Below are 19,273 nucleotides of genomic sequence, written 5' to 3'. Positions count from 1 at the left end.
AATTCTCCTGGCGACCGCATATAGTCCTGCAGTCGGATGCGCCTGGTTTGTGTTGGTCGGACCGGCGATGCCTGTCTGTCCCTGACCTTCATCGAGGCGGGACAAGTACGGCGCGGGACAGGCTCGCTGGTATCAGTTCAACGTTCGAGCGCGGCATCAACGAGATGACGGGCTGCTGCGAACGCGGCTTCTATACCCATTTCGGTTGTATCTAGCAAGTGCGCATCGGGTGCGGGGCGGAGCGGCGAGTCGGCGCGTTCCGTGTCGCGGGCGTCGCGTTTCTCGATGTCGGCCAGAATCGACGCCAGATCGGCCTCACCGCCATTGCCGGTGATCTCGTCGTAGCGTCGCCTGGCGCGCACTTCCGGGCTTGCCGTCACATAGAACTTGATCAGCGCGTCCGGGCAGACAACCGTGCCGATGTCGCGGCCGTCAAGCACTGCGCCGGGCGCGGTTGTTGCGAAGGCGCGCTGCGCCTCCACCAGCGCCCGCCGCACCTTCGGCATCACCGCGACCTTCGAGGCGGCCTCGCCGATCTCGTGGGCCGAGAGAACCGAGCGGTCGAGATCCGAAAGGTCAAGCGCGCGCGCGGTTGCTGCCGCCACCTCCTCGTCGTCGAGCGGCAACCCGCGATCAAGCAGCGCCTTGGCCGTGGCGCGGTAGGTCAGGCCGGTGTCGAGGTGATTGAGCCCGTAATGCTGGCCGAGCCTGCGCGACAGCGTGCCCTTTCCGGCGGCAGCCGGACCGTCCACGGCAATCACGATGTGGGGCACGATGTGGGACTTTTCTGCTGTCATCTCGAAACCTTATGTTTCCTCGAGGCCGCCATAGCGCCCGACCAGTCCGGCCATGGCCTCATCGCCCTGACCGGTGAGGCCGGCATGCACCCCGCGCCTGTCTGCTTCGGGGCGGTTCTGGCTGACTTTCCATTTGCCCGTCAACTGGCTGACGGCGATTTCGATGCCGACGATGCCGCGCAGCTGCGCCTCCACGAAGGCCTCCGGCGCGTCATCGACTTTCCACGGCGCCGGGCGATCCGCTTCGTGCCGGTCGGTCAGCTCGTTCACCTGCGGCCTGAGCCATTCGGACCCCTCGTGAACGCTAGCGGTGCCGCGCGCCTGCACCATCGCGTAGTTCCAGGTCGGAACCACCTTGCCGTGCTCGGCTTTCGAGGCATACCAGGACGGCGTGACGTAGCTGTCAGCGCCCTGGAACACCACCAGCACGCTGGCGCCGTCCCTGATGTGCCGCCATTGCGGATTTGCCTTGGACAGATGCGCGCGCAACGTGGTGATGCCGTCTTTGACCGAAACGAGGAACGGCACCGGGTTGGCCAGCACATCCTCGCCCGAGGCCGAGATCAGCAGCCCCAGCGGATGCGCCTCGATCAGCGCCCTGAGCACGGTCTCGTCCGTCTCAATAAAGTGTGGTGGCTGGTACATCACGCTGTCTCCCGGCGGGAAGAGACTGTCAGCCCGCTCATTTGCGCTCGATCCCGATGGTGACGTCATCGAGATGCCGGTAGGGCTCACGGTCGAACAGCGTCTCGTCGTCGAGCCAGGCCAGCAGCATTTCGAAGGCGTCGACGCCCCAGAACACCTCGTGTCCTGAACCGGCTTCGCAGACGATGCTCGGCACGCCGAAGACGCCGCGTTCGATCGCCCGCTCGGTGTTGGCCCGGAGCGCCGCCTTGGCCTGGTCGTCGCCGGCGAGTTCCACGGGAATGCCGACGGTTTCGGCAAAGGCCGCGAGTTCCTCGTCGGTATCCGGCGCCCGGCCTTCGGAAAACACGAAATCGAAAGCGCGGCGCACGGTGTCGAGATCCGCATCCGCGCCGGCCATCAGCCGCAGCGCTTTCAGCGGATTGAACGGATGGCGCGGCGGAAACCTGAGATCCACCCCGTGCTGCTTTCCAAGAAACACCGACTGCCGGTAGGTGTGGAGCCGCTTGGCGGAAATCTCCGCCGGGCCGCGCTGGCCCCAGTGATTGAGAATGGCGCCGAGCAGCACCGGAACCGGCCTGACCGTCACGTCGCCCGGCAATTCATCGAGCCGCGCCAGCATCACGTGGGCATAGGGCGAGATCAGGTCGTAATGGAGTTCGATTGTCCGCGATGTCATTGTTCGGTGATCTCCCCGCCCAGGCTGCTCATCAAGGCCATGAACTCCGGAAAGCTGGTGGCGATGATCGAGCAGTCATCGACCTGCACCGGGTTCTCGCTGGCAAGGCCCATGACAAGGAAGCTCATGGCGATGCGGTGGTCAAGCCGGGTGGCGACAACGGCGTCCTTCGAGACCGCACCGAGACCTTTGCCATCGGGCCGCCCGCGCACTGACAGCCAGTCCGGGCCTGCGGTGCAGTCGACGCCGTTGATTTCCAGCCCGCGCGCCACGGCCGCCAGCCGGTCGCTTTCCTTCACCCGCAATTCCGCAAGCCCCCGCATCACCGTCTCGCCGCGCGCGAAACTCGCGGCGATGGCGAGCACCGGATATTCGTCGATCATCGACGCCGCCCGCTCGACCGGCACGGTGATGCCGGTGAGGTCGGAGGCCCGGACCCGCAAGTCGGCGACATCCTCGCCGCCGGCCTGGCGCGGATCGAGGATCTCGATATCCGCCCCCATCTCCTGAAGCGTCAGGATCAGCCCGGTGCGCGTCGGGTTCATCAGCACGTTGCGGATGAGCACGTCCGATCCCGGCACGATCAGTGCCGCGACCAGCGGAAAGGCGGCCGAGGAGGGGTCGCCGGGTACGTCGATGGTTTGGCCGGCAAGCTGGCCGCGGCCTTCAAGCCGGATGGTCCGGACGCCGTCCGCACCTGTTTCCACCTCCAGCGCTGCGCCGAAGCCCTTCAGCATCTTCTCGGTGTGATCGCGGGTCATCACCGGCTCGATGACGCTGGTGACGCCGGGCGTGTTGAGGCCTGCCATCAGCACGGTGGACTTGACCTGCGCCGACGCCATCGGCACCCGGTAGCTGATCGGTGCGGGCGTTCGCGGACCGCGCAGGATGACCGGCAGCTTCTCGCCGGTCTCCGCGTGGACCTGGACGCCCATCAGCCGCAACGGCTCGAGTACGCGGCCCATCGGCCGGCGCGACAGCGATGCATCGCCCGTAAACCTGGTCTCGAAATCATAAGGCCCGACCAGCCCCATGGTCAGGCGGCAGCCGGTGCCGGCATTGCCGAAATCGAGCGCGGTTTCCGGCGCCAGCAGGCATCCGTTGCCGACGCCGTTGATGATCCATGTGTCGCCCTGCTTGCGGAGTGCGGCGCCCATGGCCTGCATCGCCTTGCCGGTGGCGAGCACGTCCTCGCCCTCGAGCAGGCCGGTGATCCGGGTCTCGCCCGCCGCAAGTCCACCGAGCATCAGCGCCCGGTGGGAAATCGACTTGTCGCCGGGAATGCGGACATCGCCTTTCAGGGCATGGCTCTTCGAGGCTTTGGCGGGGCGAAGAGATGCGGCGGCAGGGCCCATGGGTTGTTTTCCGGCTGTATTGGTCGGGTGAAGCCAGCCATGCGGCTGTTGTGCAGCGGTCACTATCACAGGCCCGGGGGAAGCGTCATCCGGCCTGCTTCATTTTTTCACGAGAATGGCTTTGACAGCCGCGTTCAACATCATTATGGGGACCGGACCGCCGAAACGGGATGGCAGGTACTTCAACCTTCGCCCTCCTGCCAGTTCAAGAGGCTTCGACAGTGGCAAAACCGGAACTTGGAACAAAACGCGTTTGCCCCGAAACCGGGCGCAAATTCTATGATCTGAACAAAGATCCAATCGTGTCCCCCTATACCGGGAAAGAATACCCGATTTCCTATTTCGAGGAGACGGCCCAGATCGCCGTCATCGAGAAGGAGGAAGAGGACGAAGAAGTAGCGGAAGTCGAGGCAGAATCGGCTGACGTGGAAATCGTATCGCTCGAAGAGGCCGATGACGACGTGTCGAGCACCGGCAAGTCGGACGACCTGCCCGATCTCGACGACGACGTCGAACTCGACGATGACGACGACGACACCTTCCTCGCCGACGACGATGACGACGATGACGACGACGATGTCAGCGACATCATTGGCGTCAATGACGACGACGACGATTGAGACTTCAAATCCGTCCGCGTGCTGAAAGCCGGCAAGGTTTTCAAAACTGCGAAAAGGATTGAATTTTCATCTTGATCTTGTGCGGCTGCAGAAGTATGAAGCCGCACCTGCCCACCACGCAAGCGTGGTTGGCGACTCGCCGGGGATTGAAGCCTTTGATCAATCCCTTGCGTCCCGGGGCCATAGCTCAGCTGGGAGAGCGCCTGCATGGCATGCAGGAGGTCAGCGGTTCGATCCCGCTTGGCTCCACCATTTCCTTCCTTGAAATCCGGATTGCGATCTTGTCAGGCAGCCGGCCGTGCCGGTGCTTCTCTTGCGCCGGTTGTGTGACGGCACATTCAGATCTCGCAGTTTCTCACACAATATTTTGATAACCACGCCGCGCAAAACAGCCCGTCCTCGTCGCAGAAAACCGGCGGAAAGCGGCATCCTTTACCGGAATTGAAGTGTTTTCCCCCCAAAGCTCGGCCTGGACAGAAGCGGGGAAACAATCATGGATGCTGTGAGCGACAACCGGCACGTACCACTTTGCATTGATCTCGATGGCACATTGATCGCCACCGATACGCTTTGGGAAGGACTGGTCGCGGTGCTGATCCGGCGGCCCTGGCTGTTCTTTGCCGTCATTGGCTGGGCGATTTCCGGAAAAGCCGTGCTGAAGCGGGAGATTGCCGCGCGTTACGTGCGAAACGGCGACGAATGGCCCTACCGGGACGAGGTCATCGAACGGATCAGGCTCGCCCGCGAGTCCGGCCAGCCGGTCTGGCTTGTCACGGGTGCGGCCGAATCGACGGCCAGGACCATCGCCGACCATCTCGGCCTGTTCGATCGCGTCCTGCATTCGTCCGATACCGAGAACCTCACCTCCCGCCGCAAGCGCGAACGTCTGGTGTCGCTGTGCGGCGACGGCGGTTTCGATTACGCCGGCAACAGCCGCGATGATCTCGCCGTGTTCGATGCGGCGCGGCGCGCCATCATCGTCGCACCCGACCGTGCCGCCAGCCGCTGGGGAAACAGCCATGAAGCGGAAGTGCTGCCGGTCGAGCGGATCTCGCCGCTGGCGATCCTCAAATCCATCCGCGTGCACCAGTGGCTCAAGAACATCCTGATCGTGGTGCCGCTTATTCTCAACCACGAATTCGCCAATTTCACCCTGCTGCTGGCGGCGATCGTGGCGTTTTTCTCCTTCAGCTTCCTGGCCTCGGCCGTCTACATCGTCAACGACATTTCCGACCTTGCCAATGACCGCCAGCACCCACGCAAGCGCTTGCGCCCGCTTGCATCGGGCGCGGTGTCCATCCCGGTCGTCAGCGCCACGGCCGCAGCACTCCTGCTGGCGTCGGTCGGCCTGGCAAGCTTGCTGCCGCCGCTGTTCTGGGCTGTTCTCGGACTCTATGCGGCAATCACGACGGCCTACACCTTCGTGCTCAAGCGCAAGCTGCTGGTCGATGTCTTCACGCTTGCCGGCCTTTATACCGTGCGCATCGTCGCGGGTGCGGCGGCAACCGGTGTCGACCTGTCGTTCTGGCTGCTGGCCTTCTCGATCTTCTTCTTCTTGAGCCTTGCTCTGGTCAAGCGCTACGTCGAACTCGACGAGCTCGCCGAGGAATCGGATACGCAGCTCAAGGGCCGCGGTTATGTCGGCAGCGACAAGGACATGATCGGCCAGGCCGGAATAGCCTCTGCATTTTCCTCCGCCATGGTGCTTGCGATGTATGTTCACAGCAACGAGGTCGTCTCCATGTATCCGCAGCCCGCGCTTCTGTGGCCGCTGTGTCCGCTGATCCTCTACATGCTGCTCAGAATCTGGGTGCTGGCGCGCCGCTCGCAGATGCACGAGGATCCGGTGGTCTTCATCATGCGCGACTGGCGCAGCCAGCTCACCACCATCGCCGGGGCCGGCCTGGTGCTGCTTGCGGCCGTCCAGCTGTGACCATGGCAAGTCCGGATTTCGACAGCTGGGGCAGGGTTAACCGGCGAGCACGTGCGGCGGCACAGCCTGGCGATTTCAGGCCCGGAGCGCCGGGCGGTTTCCTGCCTTTCGGCAATGGCCGCTCCTATGGCGACACCTGCCACAATGATCAGGGCCACCTGTTTGCCATGCGGCCCGGAGCCGCCATCAGCGCCTTCGATCCAGATACCGGCATCCTGACCGCCGATGCCGGCGTCCTGCTCTCGGAGATCCTGGCGCTTGTCATGCCGCACGGCTTCTTCCTCGAAGTCACTCCGGGCACGGCGCAGGTGACGCTCGGCGGCGCCATCGCCAATGACGTTCATGGCAAGAACCATCACCGGCGCGGCACCTTCGGCGGCTCGGTCGTGAGTTTCAGCCTGCTCGGCAGTGACGGCGAAAACAGGCTCTGTTCGCAGGACTCCAATACTGACCTCTTTCAGGCCACCATCGGCGGAATGGGTCTGACCGGCATCATCGAGCAGGCGTCGATCCGGCTGATGAAGGTGCCCTCCGCCAATGTCCGCCAGACCGCGTTCCGCTTTGCCTCCATTGACGGCTATTTCGATGCCATCGACGCGATCGACGCGGGCCATGAATACTCCGTCGCCTGGATCGATCAGCTTGCCCGCGGCCGAGATCTCGGACGGGGCGTCCTGATGGCCGGCGATCACGCCGATGATGGTGGTCCGGCCAGGCCGCCTTCGGCGCCAAAGCTCGCGGTTCCGTTTTCGCCGCCGGTCAACCTGCTTAACCGCCTGACGCTCAAGGCCTTCAATGCGCTGTATTACGGACGGGCGCCGAAGCTGCCGCAAACCGGCATCGTGTCCTGGGCATCCTATTTCCATCCGCTTGACGCCATCACCGGCTGGAACCGGCTCTACGGCCCGCGCGGACTGTTCCAGCATCAAAGCGTCTATCCGTCCCGGAATGCCCGCGAGACCACCATCGCCCTGATCGAGTGTGCCCAGAAATACGGCGCGGCCTCGTTCCTGACCGTGCTCAAGCGCTTCGGCGATGTGCCGTCCCCGGGCCTGATGTCGTTTCCGCGGCCCGGTTTCACCCTGACGCTGGATTTCGCCAATTCGGGCGACCGCACACTGCGCATGCTCGATGCGCTGGACGAGATCGTGATTGCGGCCGGCGGCGCGCTCAATCCCTACAAGGACCAGCGCATGTCGCCTGCGATGTTCGAGGCATCGTTCCCGCAGTGGCGCGAGATGGAGGCCATGCGCGATCCCGCAGTGATGTCGGATTTCTGGCGTCGCACGGCCATGGTCCTGGCCAGGGCGCAGCCGTCGCTCAAGCAGGCCGTGAGCGCCTGAGCGGTCTCTTGCACCTTGCCACGATAGCGCCTGCTCAGTATGTGAGTGGCCCGACGAGCCTGTTCCGGCTCCGGCCCGCCTGAAACCGCGAAGGACCTCGAACCATGTCCCGCTTATGTATTCTCGGCTCCGGCGCCTGGGGAACCGCGCTGGCCGCGGCTTTCGTCAAGCAGGGTCACGATGTGCGCATCTGGGGCCGCAACGCCGGCACCTGCGACGAGATTTCCCGTCAGCACACCAACCGTACCTATCTCGGCGACGCCGGCCTGCCCGATACGCTGAGCGCAACGACCGACATGGCGGACGCGCTCGACAATACCGACATCGTGCTGTTCGTGGCGCCGGCCCAGTCGACCGGTGAAGTGGCGGCGCAGGCCGCGCCGCATCTGCCGGCCGGCGCCGTGCTGATCGCCTGTGCCAAGGGCATCGACAACCGCAGCGGACAGACCCAGGGCGAAGTCATCGCCGGGCAGTTGCCGGATCACGTGGTGGGCGTTCTTTCCGGCCCCAGTTTTGCCGCCGACGTGGTTCGCGGCCTGCCTACCGCACTCACCCTTGCCATGCCGGAGCAGGAGATGGCCAGGTCGCTGGCGCAGGATCTCTCGGGAGACGCGATCCGGCTTTACGCGTCGGACGACACCCTCGGGGTGCAGATCGGCGGCTCGCTCAAGAACGTCATGGCGATCGCCGTCGGCATCTGCCGCGGCGGCGGCATGGGAGCAAGCGCCGAAGCCGCGCTGATCACCAGGGGCTATGCCGAGCTGGTGCGGCTCGGCGTGGCGATGGGCGCGCGGGCCGAAACCCTGATGGGACTGTCGGGCCTGGGCGACCTGGTGCTGACCTGTTCGTCCGAAATGTCGCGCAACTTCTCCTATGGCATCGCTGTGGGGCGCGGTCAGGACGTGTCCGGCCTGAAGCTGGCCGAAGGCGTCCATACGGTCTCGATCGCCAACGAGATTGCCGCCAGGCACAAGATTTCCTGCCCGGTCATGCAGACGGCGGGACTGGTGCTTGCGGGCCAGATGTCGGCGGAAGAGGCAAGGGCGGCGCTGATGTCGCGGCCGATCAAGGCGGAAAGCCCGGGCACATCCGGCTGAGCGAGGACGCGGTCACTGTTGCAAGGCATTCAACTTTCGGAATATGCGTCCCTTTGCGTGAGCGGATTCTTCATTTTTTGCCCTTCTAATCGGCTAATCCAGTAAGACGGCCGCTCGGTCGCGCGGAAATCGGAGCATTTCATGGTCGCAAGCCATACCATCACGCCAGTTATCCTGTGCGGCGGCGCGGGGTCCCGGCTCTGGCCGATGTCACGGGATTCCAAGCCCAAGCAGTTTCACAAGCTGGTCAACGACAAGACCCTGCTGACCAACACGCTCGAGCGCGTCGATCACAGGGGTGAAGGCCTGCGCTACCTGCCGACCCGGATCGTCGGCGGCATCGATTTCGAAGCGTTGCTGACCGAGCAGGGTGAAACCGGCAGCGTCGAGGTCGAGCGCTACGTGCTCGAGCCGCTTATCCGCGACACCGCCGCCGCGATCGCCGCCGCGATCGCCGACCTGGCCGAGACCGATCCGGACCGGATGGTGCTGGTGCTGCCGTCCGACCACCAGATTTCCGATGTGGCTGCCTTTTTCGACGTGATCCGTACCGGCGCGCAGGCGCTTGCCGAGCGTGGCGGCATCATGACCATCGGCATCGCGCCGACGCGGCCCGAGACCCAGTACGGCTATATCGAGCGCGGAGACGGCGACGGCCCCGTCTACGACGTGTCGCGGTTCCGTGAGAAGCCCGATCTCGAGACCGCCGAGAGCTTTCTGAGCTCGGGCCGGTTCTTCTGGAACGCCGGCATCTTCATGTTCCGCGCCGGCGAAATGGGCGCCGAACTGGCCCGGCAGCAGCCCGAGGTCTGGGCCCAGGCGAAGCTCGCCGTCGAGCGCGCCGATGTCGAGGGCAAGTGCTACCGGCTCGATCCGGAAGCCTTTGCCGCCAGCCCGAAGATCTCGATCGACTACGCGGTGATGGAGAACGCACCGCGCATCGGCGTGGTTGCAGCGAGTTTCGACTGGAACGACCTGGGTTCATGGAACCAGCTTCACGACGGCTCGCCGCTCGACGAACATGGCAATGCCCGCTTCGGCGACGTGATGACCATCGACGTGCACAACAGTTACCTGCGCTCGGAAGACCGGCTGCTGGCCGTCGCGGGGCTCGACAACATCATCGTGGTCTCCCAGCCCGACGCGCTGCTGATCGTCCATCGCGACAAGTCGCACCTGGTCAAGGACATCGCCGGCGGCGTCAAGAACACCGGCGAATGGCCCCCTCTGGCGGTGGCCCATTCCGGCCGGCCGGTGCCCTCGCCAAGGGTGATCCGCAAGTGGCTGTTCGACACCGCGCTGCCGCTCTGGGCCGGTGTCGGCGTCGACCGGGTGCATGGCGGTGTGCACGAAGCGCTCAATCATGACGGCAGCCCCGCCGATCTCGGCTACAAGCGGCTGAGGGTTCTGGCCCGGCAGATCTACTGCTTTGCAAATGCCGAACTCCTCGGATGGGACGGCAATGCGCGCGCGGTGCTCGAGCATTGCTTCAACACGCTCACCACCACCGGCTGGCATGCCGATGGAGGCTGGATCCACCTCTGGAACGTCGACGGAACGGTGAAAGATCCGCAGCGCGACACCTACGACCAGTGCTTCGTTCTGCTGGCGCTGGCCTGGCTGTGGAAGGCAACGAAATGGCCGGAAGCCCGGGTCTGGGCCGAGCGCACCATCGCCTATATGGACGACCATCTGGTCGACCGCGCCAATGGCGGGTTTTACGAATCGAGCCTCAGGCTCGATTACCGCCGCGCCAATCCGCACATGCATTATCTCGAGGCGATGCAGGCCTGGTACGAGGTTACCGGCGAACGGGCGTTTCTCGACCGCGCCCAGACGGCGGTGGAACTGTTCAAGTCGGTGTTCTTCGATCCCGAGAGCTGGAGCGTGACCGAGCATTTCGAGCGCGACTGGTCGGTGCGCCAGGACAAGCCGGCCCGCGTCGAGCCCGGCCATCACTACGAGTGGGTCTGGCTGCTGTTGCGCCAGGCGCGCTTCGCGGGTCAGCCGGAGCTCAAGGAATACTGCCGCAAGCTCTATGCCACCAGCCACGCCTTCGGCCATGCGCGCGGCACCGACGCAGTTTGCGATTCAATGGCTCCCGACGGCTCGGAGATGCTCGGAACGGCGCGGCTCTGGTGCCAGACCGAGGCGCTCAAGGCCGGGCTGCTGGCCCGCGCCGAAGGCCTGCCCGGCGACGAGACCCTGTTCATCCGCATGCTCGACGTGATCTTCAACCGCTACCTGACGGCGCCGGCGCCGGGCGGCTGGTACGACCAGATCGATCCCAAGGGCCGGGTGATCTCCAAGGACATGCCGACAAGCACCTTCTACCACGTGTTCTGCGCGTTGGTGGAGTATCTGAGGCACGAGGAAATGCTGCCCTGAGGGGCGTGGCAGCGGCTCCGGCTGGCGGCTTGCGCTGGGTGAAGGGACGAACGGGAGGAAAACGCATATGGCTGCGAAATTCGGCACAAGCGGGCTTCGCGGCCTCGTTGGCGAGCTGACGGACGGCACGGCCGCCGCCCATGCCCGCGCCTTTGCCCGCCATCTCAAGCAGACCGGCATGGCGGCCGAAGGAGCGCCGGTCTTCATCGGCCGCGACATGCGCGCCTCAAGCCCCCAGATCGCGGCCCAATGCGCCGCCGCACTCTTCGCCGAGGGCCTCGAGCCGGTGGATTGCGGCGTGCTGCCGACCCCGGCGCTGGCGCTTCACGCCATGGGTGAGCGGGCCGCGGCGCTGATGATCACCGGTTCGCACATTCCCGACGACCGCAACGGCGTCAAGTTCTACCGGCCCGATGGCGAAATCGACAAGACCGATGAGGCGGCAATCGCCCACCTGGCGCCGGACTGCGCGGGCGCCCTGCCGCAGGCAAAGCTCATGCGCGACCGCTCTTCCGAAGCCAATGCGGGCTTCATCGAACGCTATCGCGGCTTTGTTCCGGACGGAGGTCTTTCCGGCCTACGCATCGGTCTCTACGAGCACAGTTCCGCGGCGAGCGATGCTCTGGCCACCATTCTGCAGGAGGCGGGTGCCGAAATCATCCGGCTCGGCAAATCGAGCGTCTTCATCCCGGTCGACACCGAGGCGGTCTCCGAGGCGACACGGACGTTGGCTGCCGGCTGGGTAAGGTCCGAAGCGCTTGACGGGCTGGTCTCCGCCGACGGCGACGGCGACAGGCCGCTGGTCGTCGACGAGACGGGGCAGGTGCTCCGGGGCGATGCGCTTGGTCTGATTGTCGCGCGCTATCTCGGCGCCGATGCGGTGGTGACGCCGGTGACGTCGAACTCGGGCATCGAAAGCCGCTGCGAGGCGGAAGTATCCCGCACCAGGGTCGGCTCACCTTTCGTCATTGCCGGGATGAGCGAAGCTCTGGCGAGAGGCTGCCAATGCGTCATCGGCTTTGAGGCCAATGGCGGCGTTCTGACCGGCAACCGGATCAGCGCCGGGACGGCCGACCTCGCGCCCTTGCCGACCCGCGACAGCGCCCTGCCGATCCTCTGTGCCTTTGCCGCCGCCCGCGCCGCCGGTCAGACGCTGTCGGTCCATGTCGCCGCTCTCGGTCTCCCGGTCGCTGCCAGCGACCGCATCGAGAACTTCCCCACGGCTGAAAGCCAGGCCCTCGTCGCCCGCCTTTCAGGGGACGAGGCGGCGCGGACCGATTTCTTCGGGCCTTTCGGGGCGATATCGAATGTCGATCTGACCGACGGTCTCCGGGTCACGTTCGGAAACGGTGACATCGTGCATCTGAGGCCCTCCGGCAATGCCCCGGAAATGCGGGTCTACAGCGAGGCGAAAACCGAAGCATTGGCGCACGAGGTGATTGCCAGAACCATCGAGCGGATCAGGCAGAGCTCCGCCTGACCATATTGAGACCCGCGGTCCGTCCCTAGCTCCTGGGCATGCCCTTGGGCCGCATCCGCCGCTTCTGCGCGGCGATCCGGAACTGCGCATTGGGCGCGCCATATCCGCCATATCCGCCACGCCGCTCAACGATCTCGAAGAAGAAACCCTCTCCGAAGCCGGGACTGTAGAGCTGAAAATATTCGCCCTGTTCGTCGCGGTCATAGAGGATGTGCGAGGCCTGCAGCCGGTCCACGAAGTCCTGCTCGAGATCGAAACGGGCCGCCAGGTCGTCATAGTAATTGGCCGAGATCGCCAGCGGCTCGAATCCGTTGCCGGCAAGCGCAGCGGCGGTGGCGAAGATGTCGGCGGTCGCAAACGCCAGGTGCTGCACCGCCGAGCCGAACCGCTCGGCGATGAAATGTCCCGCCAGCGTGCGGCGGTTTTCCGCACCGTTGAGCGTGATCCGGAGCGTACCCGCCTCGTTCTCGATCGCCTGGCTGCGCACCAGCCCGGCCGGGTCCACCACGTCGATCATCGGTGTTTTCGAGGTCTGGAAGATCGAGGTGTAGAACAGAAGTGAGGTCAGCATTTCCTCGTAATTCATGGTCTGGGCGACATGGTCGATCCGCGTCAGCCCGACGCTCCGGGCCGCCTGCTGATCTGAAACCGGGCGGAACTCGATGTCCCAGACCCGGGCCAGGTCGCTGCGCTCGTCGATGAAATGGATGAGCCCGCCGCCCAGGCCGCGGATGGCCGGGATCGTCAGCTCTCCCGGTCCGACAGGCTGCTCGAACGGCTCGGCGTTGAGCGCCCTTGCCCGCTCCACTGTGGCGACCGCGTCCTCCACCTTCAGGCCGATGTCGCAGACATTCATGCCGTGGACCACGTGCGAGGCGTGCGCGAAGCCTTCCCGCTCGGTGTTGATAACGATGTTGATGTCCCCTTGCCGCCACAGCTCGACATCCTTGGAGACGTGCCGGAGCGCGCGGGTGAAGCCGAGCGTGCGGAGCAGGCCGCCGAGTTCCGTGGCTTCCTCCTCGTCGGCCGCGAACTCGACGAATTCGACGCCGTCGACCGCGATCCGGTCGGGCATCTCCGGGCACTCGATCCTGATGTCCGGCTCGCTCCGCCGCACCCGGTCCATCAGGTAGACCAGCGACCGGTGCCCGTCGACGGAGATGAATTTCGGCGACCCGCCGCGGAACTGGTCGTTGAAGATTTCGAGCGACAGGGTGCCGTTGTAGCCGGTCGCGGCCACCGCCCGCATGAAGCCGTAGACATCGAGATCGCCCTCGCCCGGCATGTTGCGGAAATGCCGGCTCCAGTAGAGCAGGTCCATGTCGATCTTCGGCGCATCGGCAAGCTGGACGAAGAAGATTTTGTCGCCGGGGATCGAGCGGATCGTGTCGGGATCGATCTTGCGCGCCAGCGTGTGGAAGGAATCGACGATGAGTCCCACATTCGGATGATCCGCCCGGCGCACGATCTCCCACGCATCGCGGTGATCGTTGACGTGGCGCCCCCAGGCGAGCGCCTCGTAGCCCACTCGTATATTGTGCCTGGCGGCGCGTTCGCCGAGCTCGCGGAAATCCTGCGCGGCCCGGTCGATGCCGCCGAGCGAAGCGGGCGAGACATTTGAGCAGACCAGCACCAGGTCGGCGCCGAGCTCTCCCATCAGATCGAACTTGCGTTCCGCACGATCGAACGCCTTTGCCCGCTGCGGCTCGGGCATGCCTTCGAAATCGCGGAACGGCTGGAACAGCGAGATCTCCAGCCCGAAATCCCGCACCATCTGCCCGACATCGCGCGGACTGCCGTCATAGGCGAGGAAGTCGTTCTCGAAGATCTCGACCCCGTCGAACCCTGCCGCCGCGATCGCCGCAAGCTTCTCGCTGAGATCCCCGGCGATCGAAACGGTGGCAATTGCGGTTTTCATGGCTCAATCGTCCCTTTCGGTCGCGTTGCGTTCAGTCCAGAGCCGCAGATGCCGCATCTGGAACTCGAGCTGCGCATCCGCCATTTCGAAGCCGTTCTGGGTCTTCAGGCCCAGCGCTTCTGCAGACGCAAGCAGGGCGGTGGTGACCGGTTTCGTGATCACGTCCGCGACAAGACCGTCCTGGCGGACAAGCCGCGGATCGAATGGCATTTCATCGGTCGGAAGCATGCCCTGCGCCGAGGCATTGATCGCCAGATCGTAGTCCGCGCCCTCCGGTGAGGCCGTGCAGCGTATTTCGGGCCATTTGGCCGTGATCCTGGCGGTTATGGCGTTGCGCCTGGCCTTGTGCGGTTCCAGGAGGGCAATCTCGGCAGGGCCTTCGCTGCAAACGGCATGGGCGATCGCCGAGCCCGCTCCGCCGCCGGCCCCGGCAAGGAGCACCTTGCTGCCGGCAATCGATCGTCCATTCCGCTCGACCGCGCGGACGAATGCCAGCCCGTCGGTCGCGTCGCCGGTGAGCCGTCCGTCGGCGTCGCGTCGAATGATGTTGACCGCGCCGCAGAACCGGGCGCGCTCGGTCAGCGCATCCATGGCGGCGAAGGCGGCCTGCTTGTGCGGCACGGTGACCGAGCAGCCGCAGCAATTGCTCCAGCCGCGAAGCATGTCGAAGAACCCGGCAATCCTGTCCGGCGGAATGTCGACGGGGAAGATCACCGTGTCGATGCCGCATTCCGCAAACCAGGCATTGATGCCTGCGGGTGTCCGCACCTGTGCCACCGGGTGGCCCACCAGCGGCAGGCACCAGGTGGTGCCGGTGACAGCAGGCATCGGCGCCGGTTGGCCAGGCAGGTTGTTCGTCATGTCAGCGCCCATGGCTCATCGCTGCAAGCCCGCCTTTTTCCTGATCCACGGCCAGAGCGGTGTCTGCGACACGAGCATCAACAGGAAGCCGACCGACAGAACCAGCGAAATCGGGTGCGAGACGAAGTTCCAGAGGAACTCGCCGACATCGCCACGGGCACCGATCATCGCCCTTCGGTAGTTCGAATCCATCATCGGCCCGAGAATGACGCCCAGGATCACCGGGCCGACCTGGAACCCGTAGGTCTTCAGGAAGTAGCCGAAGACACCGAACAGCAGCATCCAGTAGATGTGCACCGGATTGTTCTCGATCGCGTAGGTCCCGACCGCCGACAGAACGATGATCAGCGGGATCAGGATTGCCTTCGGGCATTCGACGATCTTGGTGAAGATGCGGATCCCCGTCAGCCCGAAGATCAGCAGGAACACGTTTGCGAGCGCCAGGTTGCCGACGGTGAACCAGAACAGGTGCGGGGTTTCCACCAGCATCAGCGGCCCGGGCTTGAGGCCGTGGATGAACAGCGCGCCGATGATCACCGCAGTGACGGCATCGCCCGGAATACCAAGCGTCAGCATCGGGATGAAGGCTCCGCCCACGGCCGCGTTGTTGGCGGCCTCCGGGGCGACCAGACCTTCCTTTGCCCCTTCGCCGAACGGCACCTCGGGATTCTTGACGCTGCGTCGGGCATCGTCATAGGCCAGCAGCGCCGCGATGTCGCCGCCCGTTCCCGGCAGGGCCCCGATGATCGTGCCGATCCCTGAGGCGCGCATGGCGAGCCAGAAATAGCGCTTCACATCCGAGAACTTGGGGATCACCCGGTCGATCTTCTGCTTGATCGCCGGGACGTCGAGGGTCTGGAGCTGGACCAGGGCCTCGGCCACGCCGAAGAACCCGATCATAGCCGCCACGTAGGGAATGCCGCCCATCAGCGAGATCGAGCCGAAGGTGAAGCGGCCTTCCGCTGTCATCGGGTCGAGGCCGACCATGCCGATGAGAACGCCGAGCGCGCCGGCGAAAGCGCCCTTGGCGAAGCTTTCGCCGGACAGCGTACCAACGAGCAGGATGCCGATCAGCCCGAGCAGAAGGTAGTCGCGCGAATTGAACATCAGCGCGAAACTGGAGATCGCCGGAGCCAGCATGGCGAGCGCTGCGATACCGACAAAGCCGCCGAAGACCGACATGACGGTCGTCAGCCCGATCGCTTCGCCCGCTTCCCCGCGCCTGGCCATAGGATAGCCTTCGATCGCGGTCGCAATGGCGCTCGGCGCGCCCGGGATGTTGAGCAGGATGGCGGTGCGCGAACCGCCATAGACACCGCCCATGAAGACGCCGGCGATCAGCGCCAGCGCATCATTGACCGGCCATTTGAACGTGAAGGAGATCAGGATCGACGTCGCCATCGTGACCGACAGGCCCGGAATGGCGCCGACATATATCCCGGCGAGCGTGCCCGATGCCGTCAGCAGCAGGAGCCACGGGTCGAGCCACGAGATCCCGAAATTTCCCAGCGCCTCGAGCATGTCAGAACACTCCTGCCGGGATCACGGACCCCTGCGGCAGGACCACCTCGAACACGACGCGGAACAGGAAGTAGATCGCAGCAAGACTTGCGATCGAGAGGGCGAGCGAGATCACGATGCCCTTGCGCCACAGATAGGCAATGCAGGAAAACAGGAACAGGCCGGACGCCAGGACAAACCCCAGCCACGGCATCGCATAGAGATAGATCGCGACCATCGCCAGGATGACGAGGAGGCGCAGCGGCAGGATGCTGCTCCAGGAGGCGCCGGCCGTGCCGGGCTGTTCGGTTTCGCGCGCCCGCAGCGTGTCGCGAAGCACGAACAGGCAGCTCACCAGCATCGTCGCCGCCGCGAGCATCGGGAAGACGCCCGGCTGGGACAGTCCCTTGAAACCGGAGATGCCGTAGGCCTGCCACAGGGCGGCTGCGCTGAAGATCACCAGCAGGCAGGCGAACACCAGCTCACCCGGCCGGCGGATTGACTGACCAGACATTCATTCCTCCCGATCTCGAAGATGAAAGAAGCCAGCCCCGGTCCCTGCCGGGGCTGGATGTGCGGCAGTTTAGGGCCGAGCGATGCCGAGCGATTCCGGGCTCACCTTCGCCGCGCCGGTGTCCTGGAGAGCCCAGGCGGTCACCTGCTGCCACTTCTTGAGGAAGGCGGACGCTTCATCACCCGAGATGTTCATGATGATGTTGCCCTTGTTGGCCATCAGCGTGGTGAAGGCCTCGCTCTTGGCGGCTGTGTCGAACGCCGAGACCAGCTTGGCCTTGACGTCGTCGGGAGTGTCGTTCTTGACAAAGACGCCGTAGAACGGACCCCAGGGCAGGAACTTCGACATTCCGGCGACGGCATCTGTGATCGCCGGGACGTCAGGCAGGGTGTCGACCGGTTCCGGGTTGACGACGGCGAGTGCGCGCATCTTGCCGGCCTTGATCTGCTCGGCGGCCGCCGAGATGCCTGCCGGCATGAAATCGACCTCGTTGCCGAGCATGGCGGTGAGGCCCGGCCCTTCACCGTCGAACGGAATGGCGGTCACTTCGAAGTCCGCCGAGTTCTTGATCAGGGCCGCGATGGTGCTCGGCAGGCCGCCAGGGCCGGTCGATCCCATTTTCACCGCACCGGGGTTGGCCGCGATATCGGCCATCAGGTCGGCCATCGTCTGATACTTGGATTCCGCGGGCACCACGATCACGGCCACGCCGCGACCCAGGATGTTGACCGGGTAGAACGACGAGTAATCCAGCGAGCTCACGCCCATGATGGGGTGAAGCTGCGGGTTCTCCGCACCGTACAGGAACGTGTATCCGTCCGAGGGCGCCGCGTTGACATAGGCCGTCGAGATGGCGCCTGCGCCGCCCGACTTGTTGAGCACGACGATGGGCTTGCCAAGCGCTTCCTCGGCTGCGGGGTTGGCAGCGCGGGCGACGGTATCGGTCGCGCCACCGGCGCCCCACATGACCACGCCGAGCAATTCCCGCTCGGGGAAATCGGCGGCAACCGAAACCCCTGTCATCATCGTGATCAGCGCGGTCGTAGCAATAATTTTTCGAAACATCTTTTCCTCCTCTTGATGTTCTTCCACCTGACCGAAACCACCCGGCTGTCCGGATGCCGTTTCGCGTGTCTCTTCCTCAGCAAGCGGTCTAACGCCGATATGGAGTTACCGCAATTACCGTTTTATCCATTGAATATAACATCATGTTATGCTCCCGATGCCTGCATCATGATCGCCTTGAGGTCCGCCAGGAAGTGCTGCGCGAAGCCCGAAAGCTCGATATCGCGCCGGCGCGCGATATAGGTCTGGAAGCTCGTTTTCTCCAGGATCGGAATGACCACGAGATCGGAGCTGCCGTGTCTGACATCCTGCAGCGTGAAACTGTCGAGAACGGCCACACCGAGCTTCTGGCGCACCAGCGCAATCACCGTTGATCCGAAACGGGCCCTGATCGGCGTGTCGTAGTCGAGGTCATGGCCGGCAAACAGGTCCGCCATGATTTTCCCGTAGGGATCCTTGGGATCGATTCCGATCAGCGGATATTTGACGATGTCGCGTACGCCGACCGGTCCCGCTCCCGCCAGCGGGTGCCCGCGTGGCACGAGGCAGGCGAGATGTCCTTTGACCAGCGGCACGAACTCGATCGAGGCATTGTCGAGGCGATAGCTCATGCAGCAGACCTCGCCCTTGCGCAGCATGAGATAGTCGATCGCTTCCTCGATCTTGAGCAGTTCGATATTGATCCGCACTTCCGGAAACCTCTCCCGGAATCGCGCGGCCGCCTGCGGAACCATCGCCTGCGCGATGCTTGGCACCGAGCCGATGGAGAGTTCCACCCCCTTGCCGCGCCGCAACTGGTTGAGCGAGAAATTGAAGTGCCTGAGCTTTTCGTGAACTTCCTGGAGCTGCTCGAAGATATCCTTCGCTTCGGCGGCGGGAACCAGCCGCCCGCCGTGCCGGGTAAACAGCGTGATGCCGAGATTGCCTTCGAGATGCTTCAGCGTCCGGCTGATACCCGGTTGCGCCACGTTGAGAAACCGCGCGGCGCCTGCAATCGAGCCGGAGATCATGATTGCCTGGACAATCTCGATCTGACGCAGGGTGAGGTTGATGTCGCGGCCACCGCTCATGTCAAACG

The 19,273-nt window shown here is 64.5% G+C and carries 16 protein-coding genes and 1 tRNA gene; 7 read left to right on the top strand and 10 right to left on the bottom strand.

The window, feature by feature from the left end:
- Positions 1-137: 137 nt before the first annotated feature.
- From cmk to aroA, 4 genes are read right to left on the bottom strand one after another with little or no spacing between them, the layout of a single operon-like run.
- Positions 138-797 (bottom strand): (d)CMP kinase, encoded by a 660-nt coding sequence (cmk, locus tag O4H62_RS24085; protein ID WP_269391426.1) that lies wholly within the window; start codon positions 795-797, stop codon positions 138-140.
- A gap of 9 nt (positions 798-806) precedes the next feature.
- Positions 807-1,442, bottom strand: coding sequence for an FMN-binding negative transcriptional regulator (locus O4H62_RS24080; protein WP_269391425.1), 636 nt, complete (start codon positions 1,440-1,442; stop codon positions 807-809).
- A gap of 37 nt (positions 1,443-1,479) precedes the next feature.
- On the bottom strand, positions 1,480-2,121 hold the full coding sequence (locus tag O4H62_RS24075) for a 2-hydroxychromene-2-carboxylate isomerase (RefSeq protein WP_269391424.1): 642 nt from the start codon (positions 2,119-2,121) through the stop codon (positions 1,480-1,482).
- Complete coding sequence (gene aroA, locus O4H62_RS24070) at positions 2,118-3,476, bottom strand: 3-phosphoshikimate 1-carboxyvinyltransferase (RefSeq protein ID WP_269391423.1); 1,359 nt, start codon at positions 3,474-3,476, stop codon at positions 2,118-2,120. The genes O4H62_RS24075 and aroA overlap by 4 nt, the downstream gene beginning before the upstream one ends.
- 221 nt (positions 3,477-3,697) lie before the next feature.
- On the opposite strand from aroA, the gene O4H62_RS24065 reads away from it, so the two are divergent.
- The 7 genes from O4H62_RS24065 (at position 3,698) to O4H62_RS24035 (ending at position 12,337) form a co-directional block, all read left to right on the top strand.
- Positions 3,698-4,096, top strand: a complete 399-nt coding sequence (locus O4H62_RS24065; RefSeq protein WP_269391422.1) for a TIGR02300 family protein — start codon at positions 3,698-3,700, stop codon at positions 4,094-4,096.
- A 176-nt stretch (positions 4,097-4,272) separates the two neighbouring features.
- A tRNA-Ala gene (locus tag O4H62_RS24060) sits at positions 4,273-4,348 on the top strand.
- Between the two features lie 241 nt (positions 4,349-4,589).
- Entirely contained in the window at positions 4,590-6,029 is a 1,440-nt protein-coding gene (locus tag O4H62_RS24055) for a UbiA family prenyltransferase (RefSeq protein WP_269391421.1), read from the top strand.
- A 2-nt stretch (positions 6,030-6,031) separates the two neighbouring features.
- Positions 6,032-7,372 (top strand): FAD-binding protein, encoded by a 1,341-nt coding sequence (locus O4H62_RS24050; RefSeq protein ID WP_269391420.1) that lies wholly within the window; start codon positions 6,032-6,034, stop codon positions 7,370-7,372.
- 104 nt (positions 7,373-7,476) lie between these two features.
- Entirely contained in the window at positions 7,477-8,469 is a 993-nt protein-coding gene (locus O4H62_RS24045; protein WP_269391419.1) for an NAD(P)H-dependent glycerol-3-phosphate dehydrogenase, read from the top strand.
- Positions 8,470-8,610: 141 nt separating this feature from the next.
- Positions 8,611-10,857, top strand: a complete 2,247-nt coding sequence (locus tag O4H62_RS24040; RefSeq protein ID WP_269391418.1) for an AGE family epimerase/isomerase — start codon at positions 8,611-8,613, stop codon at positions 10,855-10,857.
- 67 nt (positions 10,858-10,924) lie between these two features.
- Entirely contained in the window at positions 10,925-12,337 is a 1,413-nt protein-coding gene (locus tag O4H62_RS24035) for a phosphomannomutase (RefSeq protein ID WP_269391417.1), read from the top strand.
- 25 nt (positions 12,338-12,362) lie between these two features.
- Here O4H62_RS24035 and O4H62_RS24030 read toward each other — a convergent pair whose 3' ends face one another.
- From O4H62_RS24030 to O4H62_RS24005, 6 genes are all read right to left on the bottom strand, one after another.
- Positions 12,363-14,255, bottom strand: coding sequence for a bifunctional sugar phosphate isomerase/epimerase/4-hydroxyphenylpyruvate dioxygenase family protein (locus O4H62_RS24030; protein ID WP_269391416.1), 1,893 nt, complete (start codon positions 14,253-14,255; stop codon positions 12,363-12,365).
- 3 nt (positions 14,256-14,258) lie between these two features.
- Positions 14,259-15,116: a shikimate dehydrogenase family protein gene (locus O4H62_RS24025; RefSeq protein ID WP_269391415.1), complete on the bottom strand. Its 858-nt coding sequence runs from the start codon at positions 15,114-15,116 to the stop codon at positions 14,259-14,261.
- A gap of 15 nt (positions 15,117-15,131) precedes the next feature.
- Positions 15,132-16,637: a tripartite tricarboxylate transporter permease gene (locus O4H62_RS24020; protein WP_269391414.1), complete on the bottom strand. Its 1,506-nt coding sequence runs from the start codon at positions 16,635-16,637 to the stop codon at positions 15,132-15,134.
- Between the two features lies 1 nt (position 16,638).
- Positions 16,639-17,130 carry a tripartite tricarboxylate transporter TctB family protein gene (locus O4H62_RS24015; RefSeq protein ID WP_269391413.1) on the bottom strand — a complete coding sequence of 164 codons (492 nt, stop codon included), beginning with the start codon at positions 17,128-17,130 and terminating at the stop codon, positions 16,639-16,641.
- A 69-nt stretch (positions 17,131-17,199) separates the two neighbouring features.
- Positions 17,200-18,195, bottom strand: a complete 996-nt coding sequence (locus tag O4H62_RS24010; RefSeq protein WP_269391412.1) for a tripartite tricarboxylate transporter substrate binding protein — start codon at positions 18,193-18,195, stop codon at positions 17,200-17,202.
- A 146-nt stretch (positions 18,196-18,341) separates the two neighbouring features.
- On the bottom strand, positions 18,342-19,247 hold the full coding sequence (locus tag O4H62_RS24005) for a LysR family transcriptional regulator (protein ID WP_269391459.1): 906 nt from the start codon (positions 19,245-19,247) through the stop codon (positions 18,342-18,344).
- Positions 19,248-19,273 lie beyond the last annotated feature (26 nt).

This window comes from Parahoeflea alexandrii (genome assembly GCF_027214025.1).
GTDB classification, from domain to species: domain Bacteria; phylum Pseudomonadota; class Alphaproteobacteria; order Rhizobiales; family Rhizobiaceae; genus Hoeflea; species Hoeflea alexandrii_A.
This window is presented reverse-complemented; position numbering and strand designations above follow the sequence as displayed.